We start from the raw sequence: 18,466 nt of genomic DNA, 5'->3' as shown, positions 1-18,466 counted from the left end.
GCTGAAAAATGAGCAGTAAAATAAAAAAAGAGGGGTAGATGCCCCTCTTCTTAATTACAAAAATAAATTATTAGTTTGGGGAACCGCAGTCCCCTTCTATATTTTATTCTTCAACTTAGCTGTTTGCAACAAGAGTGATTTTCCAAGTGTCTTACAAATCTGGTAACATTCCTGTCTCCACAGTAATTTCGCTTGTTGCCCATAAATTCTGTTCATCCCAAGCTTCTATCCGAATGTTATAGGATGTGTTCGGACTCAATTCCGTAAAGGTATAATGATTCTCATCAGAAGATCCGATTAAGCTTGGATCAATCTCCTCATCATTTAGATAGAGCTTTATTTTTTTCCCTTCATAGTAACCCCAGAATACAGTAACTGAATTAGCGGTTACCTCCGTGGACTGAAAGTCAAAAGGTTGAGTGGTTGCCGTATAGTCGCCGAACGCTTCAATCTCATTATCACCATGAACTGCGACTACTCGTAGATTATAGACCGTATCCGGCTTAAGCCCCGTAAGCGAAACATGAGTGTCCGGTGTAGATTTGACTAACTTATCATTCATATAGACGTGATAAGTTATCCCTTCTTCCCCATAGGCATCCCAGTAGAGTTCTACGAAACTGGATGTGACTTCAGCCCTCAAATCCTCAAGCTTATGATAATACGCGATACGGAATGAAGTGTCGGTCAACCCACCTTTTCCATCGCTGGCTGTAATACGAATTTCGGAAATACCCTTACCTTTTGTCGTAACTCGTAGCCCACTTCCATTCACGACTACTTCTGCCACAGCTGAGTCACTCGAACGGGCTGAGAATATTAACGTATCTCCATCAACATCATGGAAGACTGTGCTCATATCTATTTCATAAGCATCATCAGCGTTTACCATTCGATCCGATAGTGACTTAACCACCTTCGGGGCAGTATTGGTCGGTGTTGTTGGTGTTGTTGGTGTTGTTGGTGTTGTTGGCATCGTTGGCGTTGTTGGTACTGGTGATGGTGTTGGAGTCGAAGCCTTCGGTTGTTGTGCTTGTTCCTGCTGCTTTTTCTTTAGCTCCAAAGCTTTTTGTTGCTCTTCAAATTTTTGCTTATCCGCATCCGAAAGTCTTTGCTTATACAATTCTTCTGCTCGCTTAGCAGCCTCTTCTTGTTTCTTCTTGTTCTCCTGTTCGAGTCTTTCTTTTTCCGCTTTAATCTTATCTAACATAGCTTTCTTTTGTTCGTCTAGTTCACGCTGCTTATTCTGTTCCTCTAGCCGTTTTTTTTGTTCAGCCTCTAGCTGCTTTTGCTTTTCCTGCTGTAGTTTCTGCTCAGGCGTTAATTGAAGCGGAGGAACTTTACTTAAATCAATCGGATGATCTAATTTCTTATTAGCCTCATCGATCAGTGCCTGCAACTGTTTTGGATCTATTTTATTCTGATCCAGGGCCTGTTTTAAAATATTACCGAGCAGATTATTCAAATTATTTTGATACTGTTCTAGATCACTTGGAGACAAATTACCCAGACTTCCCCCAAGGTTGGAGCCCAAAGCCTCATTCTTCATTTTCTCTAGCATCTCTGCATTTTCCTGATCTATTTTATTCTTTTGCTTTATTAGCGACTCGATGACAGCAGGTGAGAGTTGATTGATGAGACTAGATGGGTCCACTATGGACGGCATACTTGATGATCCCAAATTCGGAAGTAAATTTATTTCCTGCGCAGGGTATACAAAGACTGGATTTGGACTGGTTCCATTGCCGCTTACCTGAACCAGGCCGCTGTTTACAAAGAGTGTGGGTATCCCTGTAACCGGATCGATGCTCACCATAAAATTCGTGCCACGAACATTGGTCACACCGGTCGGCGTTAGGATGTTGAAGGTATCCTTGGCATTTACCAACGAGGATACATCGGCGGAAGCGAGCCCGCTCCATAACATAAAGCTTGTGTTCTTAGTACGGAATGTACCACTTAAGTTCAAAATGGACAGCTCTGAGTTTTCGCTAATTATAATTTCATCCTTACGATCATTCGTCCTCAATATCGCGCTCGTATTCTTTTCCGTTAGAATATGATCCCCTTGATGAAGATTCATGCCATTATAAGCCTGGTAAGTCATTGAGCCACCCGCCTGAGTTATCCAGACGGTTCCTTTGATCTGTTCAATAACTGCCGAACGCGATTTTCGATTCGCTGCTGGCAGCTTATCAATAGCTTCTGTGATTTCCCTTAAAATAACGGTTCTCGTGTTCGAATCCCATTGTACATCTACTCCAAAGGCCTCACTGAAAAATCTGACCGGAACATACGAACGGCCATCTTTCGCATATGGTGCTGCCTCCATCACCCTCTTTTGTTCCGAATCTGCCATCGTATTCCGGATCAAAATTTCTGGACTCCCCATTTGCAGCCTGATTTTTACTTCGCCCTTCGTTAATTCAATGGTACGCTGGTTATCCAAAAATCTAACCTGATAGCCCATCATTTCACTTAACGCTCTCACAGGAATCATCGTGTGTCCCTTTACAATTTCGGGTTGCACGTCAAAGCTCACAACCGATTCATCCATGACAACCTTCACCTGATTATTACGTGGCAGATTCGCTGGAAGCTTATAATACTCAAGTTCGCGGATTTTATTGTTATAACTGTCCGCAATGAGCAATCCACCATTTGGCAAAACCACTACATCGGTCGGTCGATGAAGCAGATTGTTATCATTAATACCATCGACTTGACCAAACTGCGCAGGTACACCCGCAATTGTACTCACATGTCCGTCTGCAAGATAACGAATCGTGTGGTTTAAGCTATCAGCAATAATTAGCCCCTGTTCCTTCGTTACAGCGATCCCTCTAGGAGATTGAAAGCGTGCCCCCGTAGCAGAACCATCCGCATAACCACCTTCAGCATACAGACTGCCTTTGGCATACACAGGCTTCTCCCCCGGAGACAATCCCGCCGCAGTTGTAACCGTACCTTTTGCTAAATCAATATAACGAATGACCTGGTTACCTGTATCGCTAACATATAAATTACCTTTATGGTCCATTGCAATGCTGGTAGGCTCATTAAACTTGGATGCCGACAATTGACCGTCCGCATAGTCACCTGCAGGGACCACGTATCCAGCTTCAACCTCAACCACGCGATCTGACGGAGCATTAAGCGTAGTCACTTGCCCATTGGGCGCTATTTGGCGAATCAAATGATTCAATGTATCCGCAACATATAGTGTTCCATCTGCTGCAACAGCCACATCCTGAGGGTGATAAAATCTTGCTCCCGTTCCTGTGCCATTTCCTTCGCCGATTATGCCATCTCCGGCAACAGTTGTTACTATTCCGTCGTTAGATATTTTTCGAATCCGATGATTTTCAGTATCTGCTATGTAAATGTTACCGTGGATATCTGTGTCCATTCCCGAGGGACCGTTGAATACTGCGGCTTCCTTGGCACCGTCATGCCACGCCCCATCAGGAGCTACATTGTCTTTTACGTCATACTTGAAGCCCGCATAAGTAGAAACCTCTCCATTCTTAATTTGACGAATGAGATGATTGCGGGTGTCTGACACAAGCACAGAACCGTCCTTTAATACAGCGATTCCCTGGGGCATGCGAAAAGATGCCTCTTGTGCCGCTCCATCAAAATCATTAAACTCGCCGCTTCCTGCGAATGCCGATACTCTTGATATAACTTTTAGGCTATCCTCAATAGACTGCTTGTTTTGAATCCCGGCAGCCCCTACAGAATTACCCCCAATTAATGTAATCGTCAGAACAAAGATTAGAAACCGGCTAAACTTGATCCTCACTTTAATCCCCCTCGTGAAATTCATCTTGCACAACCTTCTCCAAACAAGGAGATAACTATGCTAATTTTATAATTATAGAAAAGATGTACATTGCTAAGTAGTGTTTGTTGTCATCACTTTGTCATATGACAGTCCACTAACCGAAATCCAAACGTCACATAGCGATTCGGCTTTCATCCGCATACCTTTGGCAACAAAAAAACTAGTCTCCGCAGTACAACATAATAACAAAAGCTGTCTTCGGGGCCTGATTAAGGCTCAAAGACAGCTTCTTTTTCATTCCAACCTTACGGTGCAAATGCGTGTAAACAATTCCGACCCCCTAGAGGAAACGAAACGTCATTCTACTTCTTTTCCTGCTCCCCTATTACCTGCTCAATTCCGAGCAGAATCAGCTTCAACCCGAACTCAAATGCCCTGTCGGTCCCCATCAACTCAAACAACCCGTTCGTGAACATTCTCCGGAACAGTCCCGCTTCCCCATCGCTCATAGAGTCCAGAAGGCGAATCATCTCCTCCCCTGGAGGTGCCGCTCCATTATCCTTAAGAATGGCGGAGATATTACGCTCATGCTGATAATCATCCAGTACGAAATAGTAGACGTAGTTCACAAGTGTAGTAACCACTTGCATTTTCTGCTCTTGCTCAAGCGGCGTCGATTCTACGCAGAGTAGCATACGGTTGGTGAACCGGATGATGTCCGGTTCGTGGGGCAGCGTCATCATCATGAGCTGCGTAGAGCAGGGATAGCGGCTGAGCACGTTCCGTACCGTTACCGCAAGCCCAGTCAGTTGATCCTTCCAATCCCCTTCGGAGTGAAACTCCTCCAGAATGATTTTCGATACCTGATTGGCCAGTCGCTGGTAGATAGTCTGCTTACTCTTGAAGTACCAGTACAAAGAGGGAGCTTGAATCCCTAGCCTGTCGGCGAGTCGTCTCATGCTGAATTTCTCAATGCCATCCTCTCCAAGAAGCTCCCATGACGTTTCTAATATCTTATCCTCCGAAATCTGAGGTTGCTGTTTTTTCATCGATACCCACCCTTTTATCTAACAGTGTAAGTTTATACTTTACAGATTCATAGGCTCATGATAACATCTAACACTGTAAGGTTCAATCTAACGGTGTTAGATAATTATAAAAAAAGAAAGAAGTGATCCACATGGATGCAGAAAACCTCCATTACTTTGAAAAAGCACCTATCGCAAAAGCGGTAGCTCACTTTGCTGTACCGATGATGCTAGGCACGTCAATGAGTGTCATCTATTCTATATTGAATGCCTATTTCCTTGGTACGCTCCATAATACGGCCATGTTAACCGCGCTCGCATTAACCTTGCCATTATTCGCTATTATTATGGCGCTAGGCAACTTGATTGGTATGGGCAGTGGGACGTATATCTCTCGATTGCTAGGTGAGAAAAGGTATGATGATGTAAAGCATGTATCTTCATTCGCCTTTTACAGCAGCATCGTTCTAGGTCTAATCGTAATAGCTGTAGGACTCCCCTTGATTGATTCCATCGTACATGGCCTTGGGGCAACAGCTGAATCCTTCGGTTTTACAAAAGAGTATGTCACGATTATGCTACTCGGTTCGCCATTTGTAGTATTGTTCTTTACCCTTGAGAATATCGTTCGCTCCGAGGGTGCCGCCATCACGTCGATGATAGGTATGATTCTCAGCGTTGTCGTAAATATCATTCTCGATGCACTAGTCATCTTCGTCTTCCACTTAGGCGTAACCGGCGTTGCGTCTGCGACGGTTATTTCCAACTTAATCGCGAGTATATACTACGCCTTCTACATGGGATATAAGAGCCAGTTCTTAACGGTCTCCGCAAAATGGTTCAGGGCTACCAAAGATATTCTGATTAACGTATTCAAAATCGGAGTTCCTGTCTTTATTATGAGTATCTTTTTAGGAGCAATGTCGCTCATCTTAAACCATTTTCTTGTTGAATATGGGGATCAGGCTGTAGCAGCCTACGGCATTTCATCACGTTTATTGCAATTTCCCGAGTTTATTCTATTGGGCTTATGTGAAGGAGTCGTGCCGCTCATTGCCTTTTCTTTTACAGCGAATAAATTACGTATGAAGCATACCATCGGATTTACGATCAAAATGATTGTAGCGTTAGCTATCGTGTTTGGCATCATCGTTTATCTGATTTCCGACAACTTAATTGGTTTATTTACCAATGACCCGCAATTAATTGAAATGGGCAGTTACATTCTGCATGTGACGTTCTTATCCTTGTTCGTTACAGGAATGACTACGTTATTTACGGGGATCTTCCAAGCAACAGCGCAAGGAACTGCCGCGTTTATTATGTCTGTTATTCAAGGTATCACCCTGATTCCTGTACTCTATATCGCCAATCACACGAATGGCTTTCACGGGGTGGTCTGGTCGCTCGTCATTGCTGATGTTGTAGCATTCCTTGTCGGAGCCATCATGCTGTATATTCTTCGGAACAAATTGCAGCCAGATTTGGATGCTTTAGTACACTAGAAAACAGATAACATATAAATAGGCAGGATCAGGTTTACTCCTGATCCTGCCTTTCCTATATTCTCAATGAACGCTCTTCAATCAGCCGTTCTAGAAACTCCGCAAACGTAGGAGCATACTCATCGATCATGTCATTCATGAGATCATACCTCATAATCGGAAATTCTCCCTGATTATTTCTAGTAGCTGTATCAAAAAAATAAAGCTCATCGCTATCCGGCACGAACAAGTCCAGTCTGTGGGGAAACCGCTGTACCCACCATTCCTCGGCTTGATTAAGCCTATGTATGTAAAGAAGGTCGCCGTCATAGTAGTCTCTGTGTTCCGGATCCGAAATGGTGAGAATATTACCATCACCCAACCGGGCATTACCGTAATGAACCAACCACCACCGATACGAGGGGGGCAGGTTGAATCCTAACTCATCTTCAGCTTCCGCTATCCAGCTTTCTTCGGCACCATGACCAGGAAACCATTTTAAAGCCGATGTCGTTTTCAGTTTTTCTACCAAACGCTCATACATGAGTTTCATCCTCTCTCCCTATACAAGTTTAAGACAATAAGTCTTATGCTGCATGATAGTCCCATTTTATTGATCACCAAGACTAATCTCTTTTATTGAAAACCTAGCTTTATTAGAGATTGTTGTATTTCCTGATCTGCTTTACCTTGGAATGTTGCAAATTCCACTGAAGATAAAGATCTTGGAAGTTTCTGCTGGATAAAGGAATCGAAATCGATTGCCGTTTTGAGAATGCGAAGCTTGTGCAGCAAGGGCAGATGCTCCATTCCTATCAAACGAGTCAAGCCCTTACAATTCCTAATTGATAGCTCCTCCAGTGACTTCATTTCCTGGTCAAAGCGGATTTCTTGCAGTTGAATTTGATCCTCAATAACAAGTCTCCTCAGCGCGTGAAAGGCCGTAATATTACTCAGATCATGAAAGCCGCGGACTCTACAGATCTCCAGGTTCTCGATTGTATTCTCTTCAATTTCCTGAATATGCTCTCGGCCTCCAAGCAAAATACGAAGGTGCTTCAGCTTCCTCAACCGGTTAATAAAGTGTAACGGTAACTTGCTGATCGAGTGCAGCGCAAGATAATTCAAGCCCTCCAAATAACCGATAGCATCAAGGTTCTTAACCTTGCCGCCTACATGCAGCTCTTCCAGATAAGAGAAATCTTTAAAATATTGCAGGTTGAGGATCTTCTTATCTGAGATAACGTTTAAAATGTTTAGAGACCGCAACGAATCCATCCCCAGAATTTCTGAATTCTCTAGCTCATATATACCTAAGCTCAAACTGCGCAGGTTCTCCAGTTTGGCCAATGCTTCGGTGTTATGTGCATGAACGAGGCTATTGAGCTGCAGCATTTTGACATGGGGAATCCGCAAGAGAGTATGACAATCAAAAGACAGGGAATTGTGGGCATAGAAACGCACTCCAAAATCCTCATCCCAGCGCGCGCAAAGTTCATCCACTTCTTCCAATATGGACCCATAAAACTCTGGGTGTGAGAACTGGACAATTACTTGGTTGCCACCGCGCAAGTCCTGCTCGATCTGAACCTGGTCCAGTGTAACAGGATTATCAATCAGAATCCTTTTTTTCCATGTTTTGCGCATCTGCATACCCTCCTACTTGCCATTGATCACAAGTCCATATTTTCTGAAAATCCACGACTTGCTCAAGTCGTGGAGCGCATCATGACTTATACGCACAGAGGGCTTTTGCTCCTTCATAGCAGCTACGTCAAGCGCTGAGAAGCGAAGCGGCTTTGTTATTTTTTTAATAGAGCCCGTTATTTCATTAAAAAACGTATAGGTTAACCACTTATGGTCCCGAATGTCCTCATAAATATAATATTTCCCTTTATCATCTTCCAAATTAACCTGAAAGCCTTTAGGAAATGAAAGCAAGATACACGGCAGTTCATCCTCTGCCCATTGTCCTCCATATGGAAAATGTACACCTTCATTTCTCATAAAAAATCCGGAGCTTTCATCATCAGACGTAATAGAAATCGAATACACAAAAAAGGGGTGATAATCAGCCCTTTTCTCCTCTGCCGTAAAATACTGATAAAATGTCTGATACGCCTCATACACCTGACTCTTATCATGCTCTGTATGGGTATAGTTGGTGAGATGGAATTGCGTTTGCTTATGCTCAAAGAGCTTCAAAACGCTTTTAAACTCTTCGGGGGTAATGAAAAATTTAAGTTTATAGAATCCGCTGTTCTTCAACTTGTCCATTTCTCTTCTTCACCGCCACTCTTCATCATCTTGATCTATATTAAGTAAGCGTAACTATATAGCTAATGTGTTTTTAAAATTCATATTTTCCAAAACGTTTTCTGAGAGTTTCCTCGTGTTGTATCCACTCCGAATCACTCCATAAAGACATTCCTACGAGATCCGACAGTTTATCTACGGCTTGTTCTGGACTCGTAATGCGAATGAAGTCCTCAAAATCCTCATTACGGATATCAAGTACTTCCCGCAAGTAGTCATCATTAAGACGCTCTTCTTGAAGTTGTTCATATTCATCCCTCGTCCACTCTTCACAAAAAATTCTTTCCGCTTGAAGCTCTCCATTCTCGAAGCACGATAACTCGAATATTTCCTCATTCATATATCCAGCGGTCATCACTGGCTCATCGATAAGCTGTGATAACGTTTGACCAATCTTCTTCACTGTACCCCATACAAAATAGTCGTGGAGGACGCTAATCCAGTTATCGTTGCTTTTGCTTACGTAAAAGATAACTTTGGACTCTTGAGCCTTATCATTTGACTTGCCTATTACTTTGCCATACTCTTCGCTTAGCTCTCTCAATGCTTCGACAGTCTTCTCTAGGTTGTTGAGTTAATATGTAAGTTCGCAAATGACCTTCCCATGAGGTGGCCTCCTCTAATCGATTTCTTACTCAACCGGATTCTTGTTTTAACTCTATCGATTGGTTCTATTTATGTATCTTATTTCCATTATAGTAATCGGTTATCCTGAGTCTACCTACTTTTCACCTGAATTTTGGAAAATAAAACTATTTTTCGGACAAGGGGCCCTGGAAATTTGAAATAGACGCAGATAAATTCAAATAAACACAAAAAATAGGGGTCATTGACCCCTATTAAAATTACCATTTACCATACTCACAGAACCTCACCTATAACAAGAGTACGCTTCAACCAACTAGAATACGATCCCGATAATGACTGCTGATAAAACGCTTACAAGTGTAGCCCCATAGAGCAATTTTAGTCCAAACCGAGCAACCACGTTTCCTTGTTTTTCATTCAATCCTTTTACGGCACCCACGATTGTACCAATAGACCCGAAGTTAGCAAAGGAGATTAGAAATACAGAGACGATAGCTGTCGTACGATCACTAAAGCCGTCCATGATCTTTACAAAGTCAAGCATAGCCACAAATTCATTCGCCACCAGTTTGGTCGCCATAATACTACCTGCACTAACAGCCTCTGCCCATGGCACACCCATTACAAAGGCGATCGGTGCAAAGACATAACCTAATGCTTCTTGGAACGAGATACCGAATATTCCAGCGAATACACCGTTAATGAGTGCAATTAACCCAACGAAACCAACCAACATGACCCCAACCACGACGGCTACTTTAAAGCCATCCAGAATATACTCGCCCAGCATTTCGAAAAAGGTCTGTTTTTCCTGTTCCTGAACTTCGACAATATCCTCTTCAGGTTTAACCTCATAGGGGTTAATGATAGATGCAATAATAAAGCCGCCAAACAGGTTTAGGATTAATGCAGCCACAACATACCTAGGCTCTAGCATGGTCATATAAGAACCAACGATCGACATGGACACTGTCGACATTGCTGATGCACATAAGGTGTACAGACGTTGTTTGGACAATAATCCGAGTTGATTTTTCACCGAAATAAACACTTCATTTTGCCCAACAATGGCAGCAGCAACTGCATTATAGGATTCCAATTTGCCCATACCATTTACTTTACTTAGAACCAGCCCGATGTACTTGATAATGAACGGCAATATTTTGTAATATTGCAGAATTCCGATAAGCGCTGACATAAATACGATAGGCATTAATACATAAAGGAAGAATGTGTGAGCCCCTTCATTTGCCATTCCACCAAAAATAAAGTCAATACCTTCATTTGCATATCCAAGTAATTTCGCAAAACTATTGGCAAAGCCCTTAATTAGGAATTCTCCTATACTCGTCTTTAGTAGAAGCAATCCTAAAACAATCTGGATCACAATCATGATAATGATTGGCCGGTATTTAATCTTTTTCTTATCGTTACTTGCAAGCCATGCCAGTATGAGAACAAGAATTAGACCAACCACTGAGATGAGATAATGCATTTTTACCCCTCCATAATTTTCGATTATTGCTTTAGTTTTCTCTGCTGTCTTTCCCTCCACATGAATCCTTGTTCCAGAATAATGGCCATTAAACTTCCGCATATTAACCCATTATTTAAAATAGCGATTACAATGGGAGATAAATGAATGGTGGCTGATGAAGGGATAAACATTAATCCCACCCCCACTAACAAGGAAACTCCACTAACGATAAAAGTTCGCTCTTCATGAATGACCTTTCTCAATTCCCTAAGGGATATTCCAACCATCTTCACAAAAATAACGAATGTAACAGCATAGCCGATTGGAGCAGGAATGCCGGATATGATATTCATAATTGGCGGAAACAAAGATATAACGATCACTAGACTGCATCCTACTAAAAACGATCTGCGCTCTTTCATACCTGTCTGTTCGACATATCCCGCTGCTCCCGAAATAGGCACCGAACCAACTGCCCCTAAAAAGCCGCCAATCAAATGTGTTATCCCCGATACCACTCCAGCGCGCCAATATCGGCGATGATCCGTGGACTGCTTTTGCCCTATTACAGTTTCCATCAACCGGATGGATGCAATCGCATTGGTTATTAACAACAGGGTTAATAACAACGCCGTTGTAATGGTCCCACCGTCGAATCGCGGCCACCCAAATGGAAATATTTCCGGTAGGCTAACTAGGTTTTCTGTGTGTGAAAAAATCGGCGTATTACCGCAAATAAAGAATAATAGCCATCCTAACCCTATACTGATGATCACTGAGAATTGGCGAAGTAAGGAAAAGCGGCAGTTCCCTAACCAAAAGGTAATGCAAACCACGACCACACTAAGCAAGAACACTTTAACATCTACCATCGTATGGCTAGATGTAATCCCCATCATCCCTTTCATAAAAGAACCACTTAATTGAAAGATCAGTAACAGTAAATATATAAAAGTGATGGTTGGTGTAAATAACCGGGCTATTTTATCCATGAGCTTAAAGGAAGATATTAGAATAAATAAGACACCGCTAATGATCATTCCTCCACCTAAAGCTTGCAGGGCAGCAATGTTAGAAGAGTACAATACCCCTACTAAACTCGCATATATGGTGAAAATGCTCCACCATAATCCTGCCGGACCCTCATGAATAGGAAGTTTATGACCTAGCAGGCCTTGTATAAAGCCCGCGATCCCCAAAGTAATGATTGTGCTCTGGATGAGCCCAGCCGTCTCTATAGAGGTTAAGTTATATAAATCTGCGATAGCAATGGGTGCAGCAATGGCGCCTGCGATCATAAAGACCATCCACTGCAATCCAGACAGAATGACTCTCATTTCTTACTCACTCTCTTTTCCTAACCCTTTAGCTCTACAAACTCGTATCATCAATGACTGTATTAAGAGCTATTTCTACCATTTCATAAAAGGACTGTTCACTTTCTTGATGAGTTAAGTGCTCCTGCGTTAATAATTGGCTGCCTACAGTCAGAATGGACAATGCTTTTACACCATATTTAGCGGCCAAAGTGTAGAGCGATGTGCTTTCCATTTCTACTGCTAATACACCAAAATCCATAAATTTGTGAAGTCGATCCAAGGTTTCACGATAGAACTCATCCGAGTTATAGATGTTACCAACAAAGACTTTCGCTTGCTTCGCCTGTGCTTGTTGAAATGCTTTCATTAACAATGAAAAATCCGCAGTAGGTGCATAATTGCAACCGTAGAAGATCTTCTCAGTCAGATTGCTATCTGAAGACACTGCCTGAGCTAAGACAATATCGCGGATCTTAACATCTTCTTGCATCGCACCACATGTACCAATGCGAATCAATTTCTTCACGTCATAATCGATGATCAGTTCCGTTGCATATATGCTCATGGATGGATTGCCCATCCCTGTCCCTTGTACCGATACCGGCACACCTTTATATAATCCGGTATATCCGTACATGCCTCTTACTTCGTTATAACAGTAAGCTTCCTCTAAAAAATTATCTGCTACAAACTTTGCACGTAAAGGATCTCCAGGAAGCAACACACGATCTGCTATCTCTCCTTTTTTTGCACCTAAATGTCTGCTCATATGGTTTCCTCCAATAATCTGATAGTAAACTTTTGACTTTTCGAAATCGCTTCCATTTCCCTGCGGGAAAATAGATGCTTTCATAGTTTCTAAACGAATTGCCTTTGGTTGATCGCCTTATTCGTTTAGAAGCTACTTTGAGCATAAGATTTTTTAACATTACAAACTAGACCAAAATCTTACGTAGCGTACGGAAAATAATTGATCAAATTATTGGAGCAATTCATTACGAATATTATCTAAATCTCTTTGAGATGGGATCGTAGAGATCGTAACCACGGGTACGGACTTTAGGGCAACCGGGAAATTACTAATGATAAAATCGATATGATGCTGCTGCACCATTTCATCGGTTAGTCCTTTCATGATCGAAGTATCAATAATCAACTGATCTCCGATTTCCTTCTTGATCAAGTCTGCTATGTAATGGCGAATGGAGAATTCTTCACCGATCACCAAGAAGGCCGTTTTCCTTTTATAACGCAGGCTTGAACGAACCATTAAGGTTAGTTTTGTTAAATGAAAATCATTATATAGAACCGAAGGGAAAGCTTCATTCCACGTTTTCATGCACTCCTGCAATTCTTGATAAATCTGCTGGCACTCTTGCTGGACATAAGTCGATAGATTGCTTTTTGATATCATCATCCATTCAGGAATGGCATTATCCATTAAGAGCTTGTCAAAGAACTCATATACTTCGAGTGTAAATCGTTCTCCCCTATCCAAGTTCGGATATGCCTCGGCCAGTAAGGTGAAGAGCAGATTACCCATTGCATACTCTTCTTTATCCTTGTGTAATTCGACTTCTTTCATTGGTGTCATTTCCGATCCTTCGTAATAATGATATTGGCTGAGACTCACCCGCGATTGCATAAAGAATATTTCACTGTTGGGAAACTCAATAGAGAGCTGTTCTTCCAGACTCTGCGCCAGAGTTTTCACCGGCAAATAAAACATCCCTTTTTCCCATGGATATCTATTCTCGTCGACTTTTACACATTTGCCTCTCGCAACTCGATCTAAAACAATCGCCAGCAAAAAGGATAATTTTCTTTTGGCGTTGATAAAATAAACAATATTTTTCTCATTCTCTATGTTTGTGATCAACTGATTAATATAATCGAAGTCGATATTCACAAAAGGCCATCCTGTAAACTCAAAGGCATCACTATATAACTTCCAATAGAAATACCGTATATTCATTTCATTCCCTTTGATCTTAGGGGTGGAATAAGTAATGCGTAGTTTATATGGTTTCAGATCATTATTATTTAATTGTACAATCAGCTTCTTCAGGGACGAGGTGCTCATAAACATTTCTCCAGCAAGTTCCTCCACAGAGAATCGTCCGTCCGTGGTAAACAGCAGATTCATCAGCCGATAAAAGGTAGTTTGTCTGAACATCGCTGAAATCACTTCACTAACGGTCTGCCCTCTTCCATCACGTCGAAGAAATACTCCCTTTCCTCTAGATACCTCAATGCTGATATCTGGTGGCAGCTGCTTACTTATCTCCTCAACCATCTTACGGATTGTTTTATCTGAGATCCCTAGACTTTTCTCAACCTCGGCTAAGGTAAACCATCTTTGTTCCGTATCCAGCAGTGTTAACAGTTGACTAGCTAATGTAAATCCCTTATCCATTTTCCCACCCTATTTCGATTGTATTTCTAACGAAAAGTCGATTCCTCCAGAAGAAGAATCGGCTTATTAATCGGTTTGTATACGATTTATGATAAGTCTCATCTTAACGGGTCTATCCACGAAAATCCTAAATTAAACTTTAATGCAAACAGGCTACCGGATTCGAATGATTCCGATAGCCTTATCATGTGGTAATAAATAGAGAGCAAAATCATACTCAAAAGTTGAATAGTACTATCCTTTATATTATAATGCTTTGCCAATAGGAATAAAGGAGTCGTTGTTATGAATATGACAGAAAAAGAAAAATCGCTTGCTGGTATGCTGTACCAACCCGGCGACCCTGAGCTTGTCGCAGACCGTGATGAAACCGTGAAAAAGCTATACGATTATAACAATATACACCCTCTGGACCGCGATGCGAGACAAATCGCCATTCGTGGGATTCTGGGCAAGACTGGAGAAAATTGCGTAGTAGAGCAGCCGCTTTTCTGCACATATGGGTACAACACGACAGTGGGAGATAATTTTTTTCTCAATGTTAACTGCAAGCTCATGGATAGCGGCAAAATCACAATTGGTAACAACGTATTTATTGCACCGAACGTCTGCCTAATAACAGAAGAACATGCAATGGATGTAGAACAAAGATTGGCGGGACTCGAATACACACACCCTGTCAATATAGGTGACAACGTATGGATCTGTGCTGGCGCAATTGTGCTGCCAGGCGTGACCATCGGTGCGAACAGCGTGATTGGAGCAGGCAGTGTCGTTACAAAGGATATTCCACCGAATAGTCTGGCTGTCGGCAATCCTTGTAAGGTCATCCGCTCCTTATAATAGGGCCTTAAAACCAAAGAAAGGAGGAGTTCTATGAAAATCATTGTATTTGGTGCCACGGGTGGCGTAGGCCAATACGTCTTAAAGCAAGCATTAGAAAAGGGATTCGAGGTAACTGCATTTGTACGTACTCCATCTAAGCTAGACTTGGCTCATGAGCGGTTACATATTATCCGAGGAGATGCCTTCATTAAGGAAGAAGTAGCTGCAGCAATTGCCGGGCATGATGCCGTTGTATCATGTTTGTGCTCAAGTCAAGGGATGAAAAAATCAACAGAGCTTGAAGAGATGACGAAAAATATTGTGGATGGAATGCAGGCACATAATGTGAGACGAATTGTCTATACAGCTTCTGCTGGAATTAACAAAGAAATCCCGGGCATCAGCGGAAAAGTAGTCATGAAAATGCTAAAAAACGCTCTGATGGATCATCGCAACGCGGTTGATTATATTGAAGCACATGAATTAAATTTCACGATCGTTAGACCACTGGGATTAACCAATGATGCATTAACAGGAAAGTACAGGCAGTCAAAAGCAGGCGTACCAGAAAAGTCACGAACGATTCCACGCGCTGATGTTGCACACTTTATTGTGAAAGCATTAAGCGATGAACAATACGAAAAGTCATCTATCGGTATTGCTAAATGAAGTAGAAACGATACTGATATTTTTGAATATCTAAAAAAACACCCATCAACGGAATAATCCTCTCCACAATTATTTTCTAATTGTGCGGGGGATTTTTTATTTGTAACTGTTCGTAAATAATTGAGATTTCAAGATATGTGAATAGATAGAGTCATATTATTCGGAGGGAGAGAAAGGCTAACTTCCTCCCACTTCCAAATTCCAAATACATATTCCTCCTGATAGATCTAAAATCTAATCTTTCCTATTGACTCTGTCTCATTTAAAAATCGGTCCTACTTATGGTATGGCTCTCCGCTCTTACTATAACGGCAAGTCAAAAGCCGCCCAAGCAATGGACGGCTCAAATGTTTTCACTTTACTAATTTAGGCTGAAGGATTAGCAAGGAAGAGTGCAATATACTGATCATTGATACGGAAGTCATTCCCACGATTGACCAACATACAAAATTGTTCATTTCGTTGTTCAATTAGACCAACACCAGAGAACAAATACCCTTTTTGTTCTCTAACCAAATCTTTTAAACCTTGAAAATAACGAACAAAGTTAACAGGGGCATTATCAAAGAAATATTCTTCAAAATACACTGCAAAGGAATACTTACCGTCTTGCAGTTGAAGAACTGCTCTTTTCTCGCCCACTTCAACATTTTGAATGTAACTTTCAATACTTCTAGTCCAATTCAAATCATCAACGGTTAAATTGATAAGCGACCTATTCCTGACAGATGGCTCTCTGACATTATCCTCTCCACTTGCTAGATCAGCATTTGGACCAGTCGTGGGAACAATATTTATAGAGGTGTTCTCACCAGAGTCTGGATCAACTGTCCGTCTGGGTTTCTTTTTTTTGTTTCCAGATATAGGTTTCTCAGTTCCGGCTGCTTCCTCTTTTCTTTTTTTCCTCAAATTGTCGAGTACATTTTTCACATGCTTATCACTTAATTCCATAGTCGATGTTGCCATGGATTTTTGTTTATTGGCTGTGGCTTCTCTTTCAAAGTAATCGACACAATCCTGTATGTGGTCTTCTTTTTGCCAGGTTTTAAAGTGAGCTCTTACCTTCCCTTTAGGAACGTATGATAATCTGGCTTCGCAACCTGGATAAGTGCAGTACAAATTATTTTTGACATCAGTGAAATCTTCATATTGTTCAATATTAAAAACTGTAACCATTTCTTCATTTTCCTCGGTTTTATAAATCGCTTCATAGATAGGCATATATCTCCATCTTTCCTTCCTGTTTTTATATTTTGGGACAGGAAGAAATCCACTATGTACCCCCCTAGCTTTTTGCCGATCTTACAAAATCCGTTTCTTATTTCCGAACGAAAGGCGAACATAAAATGAACATTTCATGATATCCTTGCCTAGTATGACTGAAGTCTGTTAGTATAAAATCATCGTGAATGGAAACGGGTAGTTGTATTAAGTACGTAATCTCAATGTCCCCACATTGAGAGACTTACCGAACGGACACTGAAAGACTTCTGTCCCATTATCATTGTATAATCTGCTATACCTAAAGTCAAAAAGGCTAAAGTCGCTATAAAGCGATTTTAGCCTTTTCTTGTCCAAATTCCCCCAAATACCGACACTGATTGCCTGAAATCTCTCTTTTTCTTGTTAGCACTCTGTTTTAATGAGTGCTAGAAATATAATATACGAAAAATAGGCTCACAAACTAAGAGAAAACTTCGAAGAACCAGGAAGCGATCAAGGACGAAGACTCAAATGTCTGGGTCATGGTCGTACCAGCATGGGGAAGAAAGGGAGCTTGCCTCACCTTTCCAACAAGCTACCCGCAAGGCAAAATCGGAAGGGATTCACTTTGATGCGTCTGCGAAAAGCTTGCCCTGCATCGAGTCTGCTCCATTTTTCCAAAATACTTGCCGTCACTTGTGATAAGGCTCCCCCCGATTAATCTTCACCGCCCGGTACACCTGCTCCACCAGCACCAGCCGCATCAGCTGATGCGGCAAGGTCATCCGCCCGAAGCTCAGCTTCGTCTGGGCACGCTTCAGTACTTCCGCCGACAATCCATTCGAGCCGCCGATCACAAAGGCGACGGTGCTTGTCCCGTAGGTGCCAAGCTTGTCGATATGGGCAGCAAGCTCTTCGCTGGACCACAACTGACCTCCGATGGCCAGGGCAACGACGTGGGCATCCTGCTTAATGTGACTCAAGATCCCCGCTCCCTCTTTCTCCTGCACCTGGCGCATTTCGGCTTCGCTCATGTTCTCCGGCGCTTTCTCATCTGGCACCTCGTGTACAGTCAGACGCACATAAGGTGCTAGACGTTTGCTATACTCTGCAATCCCCTGCACCAGATATTTCTCTTTCAACTTACCAACACATACGATTTGTATATTCATAGCGTAACCGCTCCTTATTCTAGTCCTATTCTGTCGTTCATTCTAACATGATGGTCATTGCGTATAAAGTTCAATACCTTCTTACTTACACGATCTCCAATGTAATAAGCAACTTCCTTTACACATGACTAATCTTCAAAGTAATATATTTGCCATTTAACATTTATAACCATTACAATACT

At 41.9% G+C, this 18,466-nt stretch carries 15 protein-coding genes; 3 read left to right on the top strand and 12 right to left on the bottom strand.

Annotation, left to right across the window (positions count from 1 at the left end; genetic code table 11):
* Nucleotides 1–151: 151 nt before the first annotated feature.
* Complete coding sequence (locus tag AC3WJJ_RS19160) at nucleotides 152–3,805, bottom strand: stalk domain-containing protein (protein WP_492543219.1); 3,654 nt, start codon at nucleotides 3,803–3,805, stop codon at nucleotides 152–154.
* A gap of 344 nt (nucleotides 3,806–4,149) precedes the next feature.
* Entirely contained in the window at nucleotides 4,150–4,836 is a 687-nt protein-coding gene (locus AC3WJJ_RS19155; RefSeq protein ID WP_492543217.1) for a TetR/AcrR family transcriptional regulator, read from the bottom strand.
* A gap of 131 nt (nucleotides 4,837–4,967) precedes the next feature.
* Between AC3WJJ_RS19155 and AC3WJJ_RS19150 the strand changes: the two genes are divergently transcribed.
* Nucleotides 4,968–6,320, top strand: coding sequence for an MATE family efflux transporter (locus tag AC3WJJ_RS19150; protein ID WP_492543215.1), 1,353 nt, complete (start codon nucleotides 4,968–4,970; stop codon nucleotides 6,318–6,320).
* Nucleotides 6,321–6,375: 55 nt separating this feature from the next.
* Here AC3WJJ_RS19150 and AC3WJJ_RS19145 read toward each other — a convergent pair whose 3' ends face one another.
* The 8 genes from AC3WJJ_RS19145 to AC3WJJ_RS19110 all read right to left on the bottom strand — a co-directional run bounded on the left by AC3WJJ_RS19145 (nucleotide 6,376) and on the right by AC3WJJ_RS19110 (nucleotide 14,415).
* A complete protein-coding gene (locus AC3WJJ_RS19145; RefSeq protein WP_492543213.1) occupies nucleotides 6,376–6,843 on the bottom strand; it encodes an SMI1/KNR4 family protein in 468 nt (155 codons plus the stop codon).
* A gap of 92 nt (nucleotides 6,844–6,935) precedes the next feature.
* Nucleotides 6,936–7,946 carry a leucine-rich repeat domain-containing protein gene (locus tag AC3WJJ_RS19140; RefSeq protein ID WP_492543211.1) on the bottom strand — a complete coding sequence of 337 codons (1,011 nt, stop codon included), beginning with the start codon at nucleotides 7,944–7,946 and terminating at the stop codon, nucleotides 6,936–6,938.
* A 12-nt stretch (nucleotides 7,947–7,958) separates the two neighbouring features.
* Nucleotides 7,959–8,576 (bottom strand): hypothetical protein, encoded by a 618-nt coding sequence (locus AC3WJJ_RS19135; RefSeq protein WP_492543209.1) that lies wholly within the window; start codon nucleotides 8,574–8,576, stop codon nucleotides 7,959–7,961.
* Nucleotides 8,577–8,649: 73 nt separating this feature from the next.
* The gene (locus AC3WJJ_RS19130) at nucleotides 8,650–9,159 is read right to left on the bottom strand and encodes a hypothetical protein (RefSeq protein ID WP_492543207.1); all 510 of its coding nucleotides are present in this window, start codon (nucleotides 9,157–9,159) and stop codon (nucleotides 8,650–8,652) included.
* Nucleotides 9,160–9,516: 357 nt separating this feature from the next.
* The gene (locus AC3WJJ_RS19125; RefSeq protein ID WP_492543205.1) at nucleotides 9,517–10,698 is read right to left on the bottom strand and encodes a NupC/NupG family nucleoside CNT transporter; all 1,182 of its coding nucleotides are present in this window, start codon (nucleotides 10,696–10,698) and stop codon (nucleotides 9,517–9,519) included.
* A gap of 23 nt (nucleotides 10,699–10,721) precedes the next feature.
* On the bottom strand, nucleotides 10,722–12,017 hold the full coding sequence (locus AC3WJJ_RS19120) for a purine/pyrimidine permease (RefSeq protein WP_492543203.1): 1,296 nt from the start codon (nucleotides 12,015–12,017) through the stop codon (nucleotides 10,722–10,724).
* A 34-nt stretch (nucleotides 12,018–12,051) separates the two neighbouring features.
* Complete coding sequence (gene deoD / locus AC3WJJ_RS19115) at nucleotides 12,052–12,768, bottom strand: purine-nucleoside phosphorylase (protein ID WP_492543201.1); 717 nt, start codon at nucleotides 12,766–12,768, stop codon at nucleotides 12,052–12,054.
* Between the two features lie 210 nt (nucleotides 12,769–12,978).
* Nucleotides 12,979–14,415, bottom strand: coding sequence for an AcpB/EbpR/MafR family transcriptional regulator (locus tag AC3WJJ_RS19110; protein WP_492543199.1), 1,437 nt, complete (start codon nucleotides 14,413–14,415; stop codon nucleotides 12,979–12,981).
* A 285-nt stretch (nucleotides 14,416–14,700) separates the two neighbouring features.
* On the opposite strand from AC3WJJ_RS19110, the gene AC3WJJ_RS19105 reads away from it, so the two are divergent.
* Together AC3WJJ_RS19105 and AC3WJJ_RS19100 are read left to right on the top strand one after the other, a co-directional pair.
* Nucleotides 14,701–15,258 (top strand): sugar O-acetyltransferase, encoded by a 558-nt coding sequence (locus AC3WJJ_RS19105; RefSeq protein ID WP_492543197.1) that lies wholly within the window; start codon nucleotides 14,701–14,703, stop codon nucleotides 15,256–15,258.
* 33 nt (nucleotides 15,259–15,291) lie between these two features.
* A complete protein-coding gene (locus tag AC3WJJ_RS19100; RefSeq protein ID WP_492543195.1) occupies nucleotides 15,292–15,909 on the top strand; it encodes an NAD(P)-dependent oxidoreductase in 618 nt (205 codons plus the stop codon).
* A 366-nt stretch (nucleotides 15,910–16,275) separates the two neighbouring features.
* On the opposite strand, the gene AC3WJJ_RS19095 is transcribed toward AC3WJJ_RS19100, so the two are convergent.
* Nucleotides 16,276–17,130 (bottom strand): hypothetical protein, encoded by an 855-nt coding sequence (locus tag AC3WJJ_RS19095; protein ID WP_492543193.1) that lies wholly within the window; start codon nucleotides 17,128–17,130, stop codon nucleotides 16,276–16,278.
* Between the two features lie 674 nt (nucleotides 17,131–17,804).
* Complete coding sequence (gene rlmH / locus AC3WJJ_RS19090) at nucleotides 17,805–18,284, bottom strand: 23S rRNA (pseudouridine(1915)-N(3))-methyltransferase RlmH (protein WP_422658933.1); 480 nt, start codon at nucleotides 18,282–18,284, stop codon at nucleotides 17,805–17,807.
* Between the last annotated feature and the right edge of the window lie 182 nt (nucleotides 18,285–18,466).

This window comes from Paenibacillus sp. FW507-14B1B, from assembly GCF_058781425.1.
The sequence above is the reverse complement of the archived record's forward strand: the minus strand, read 5'-3'. Positions and strand labels throughout refer to the sequence as shown.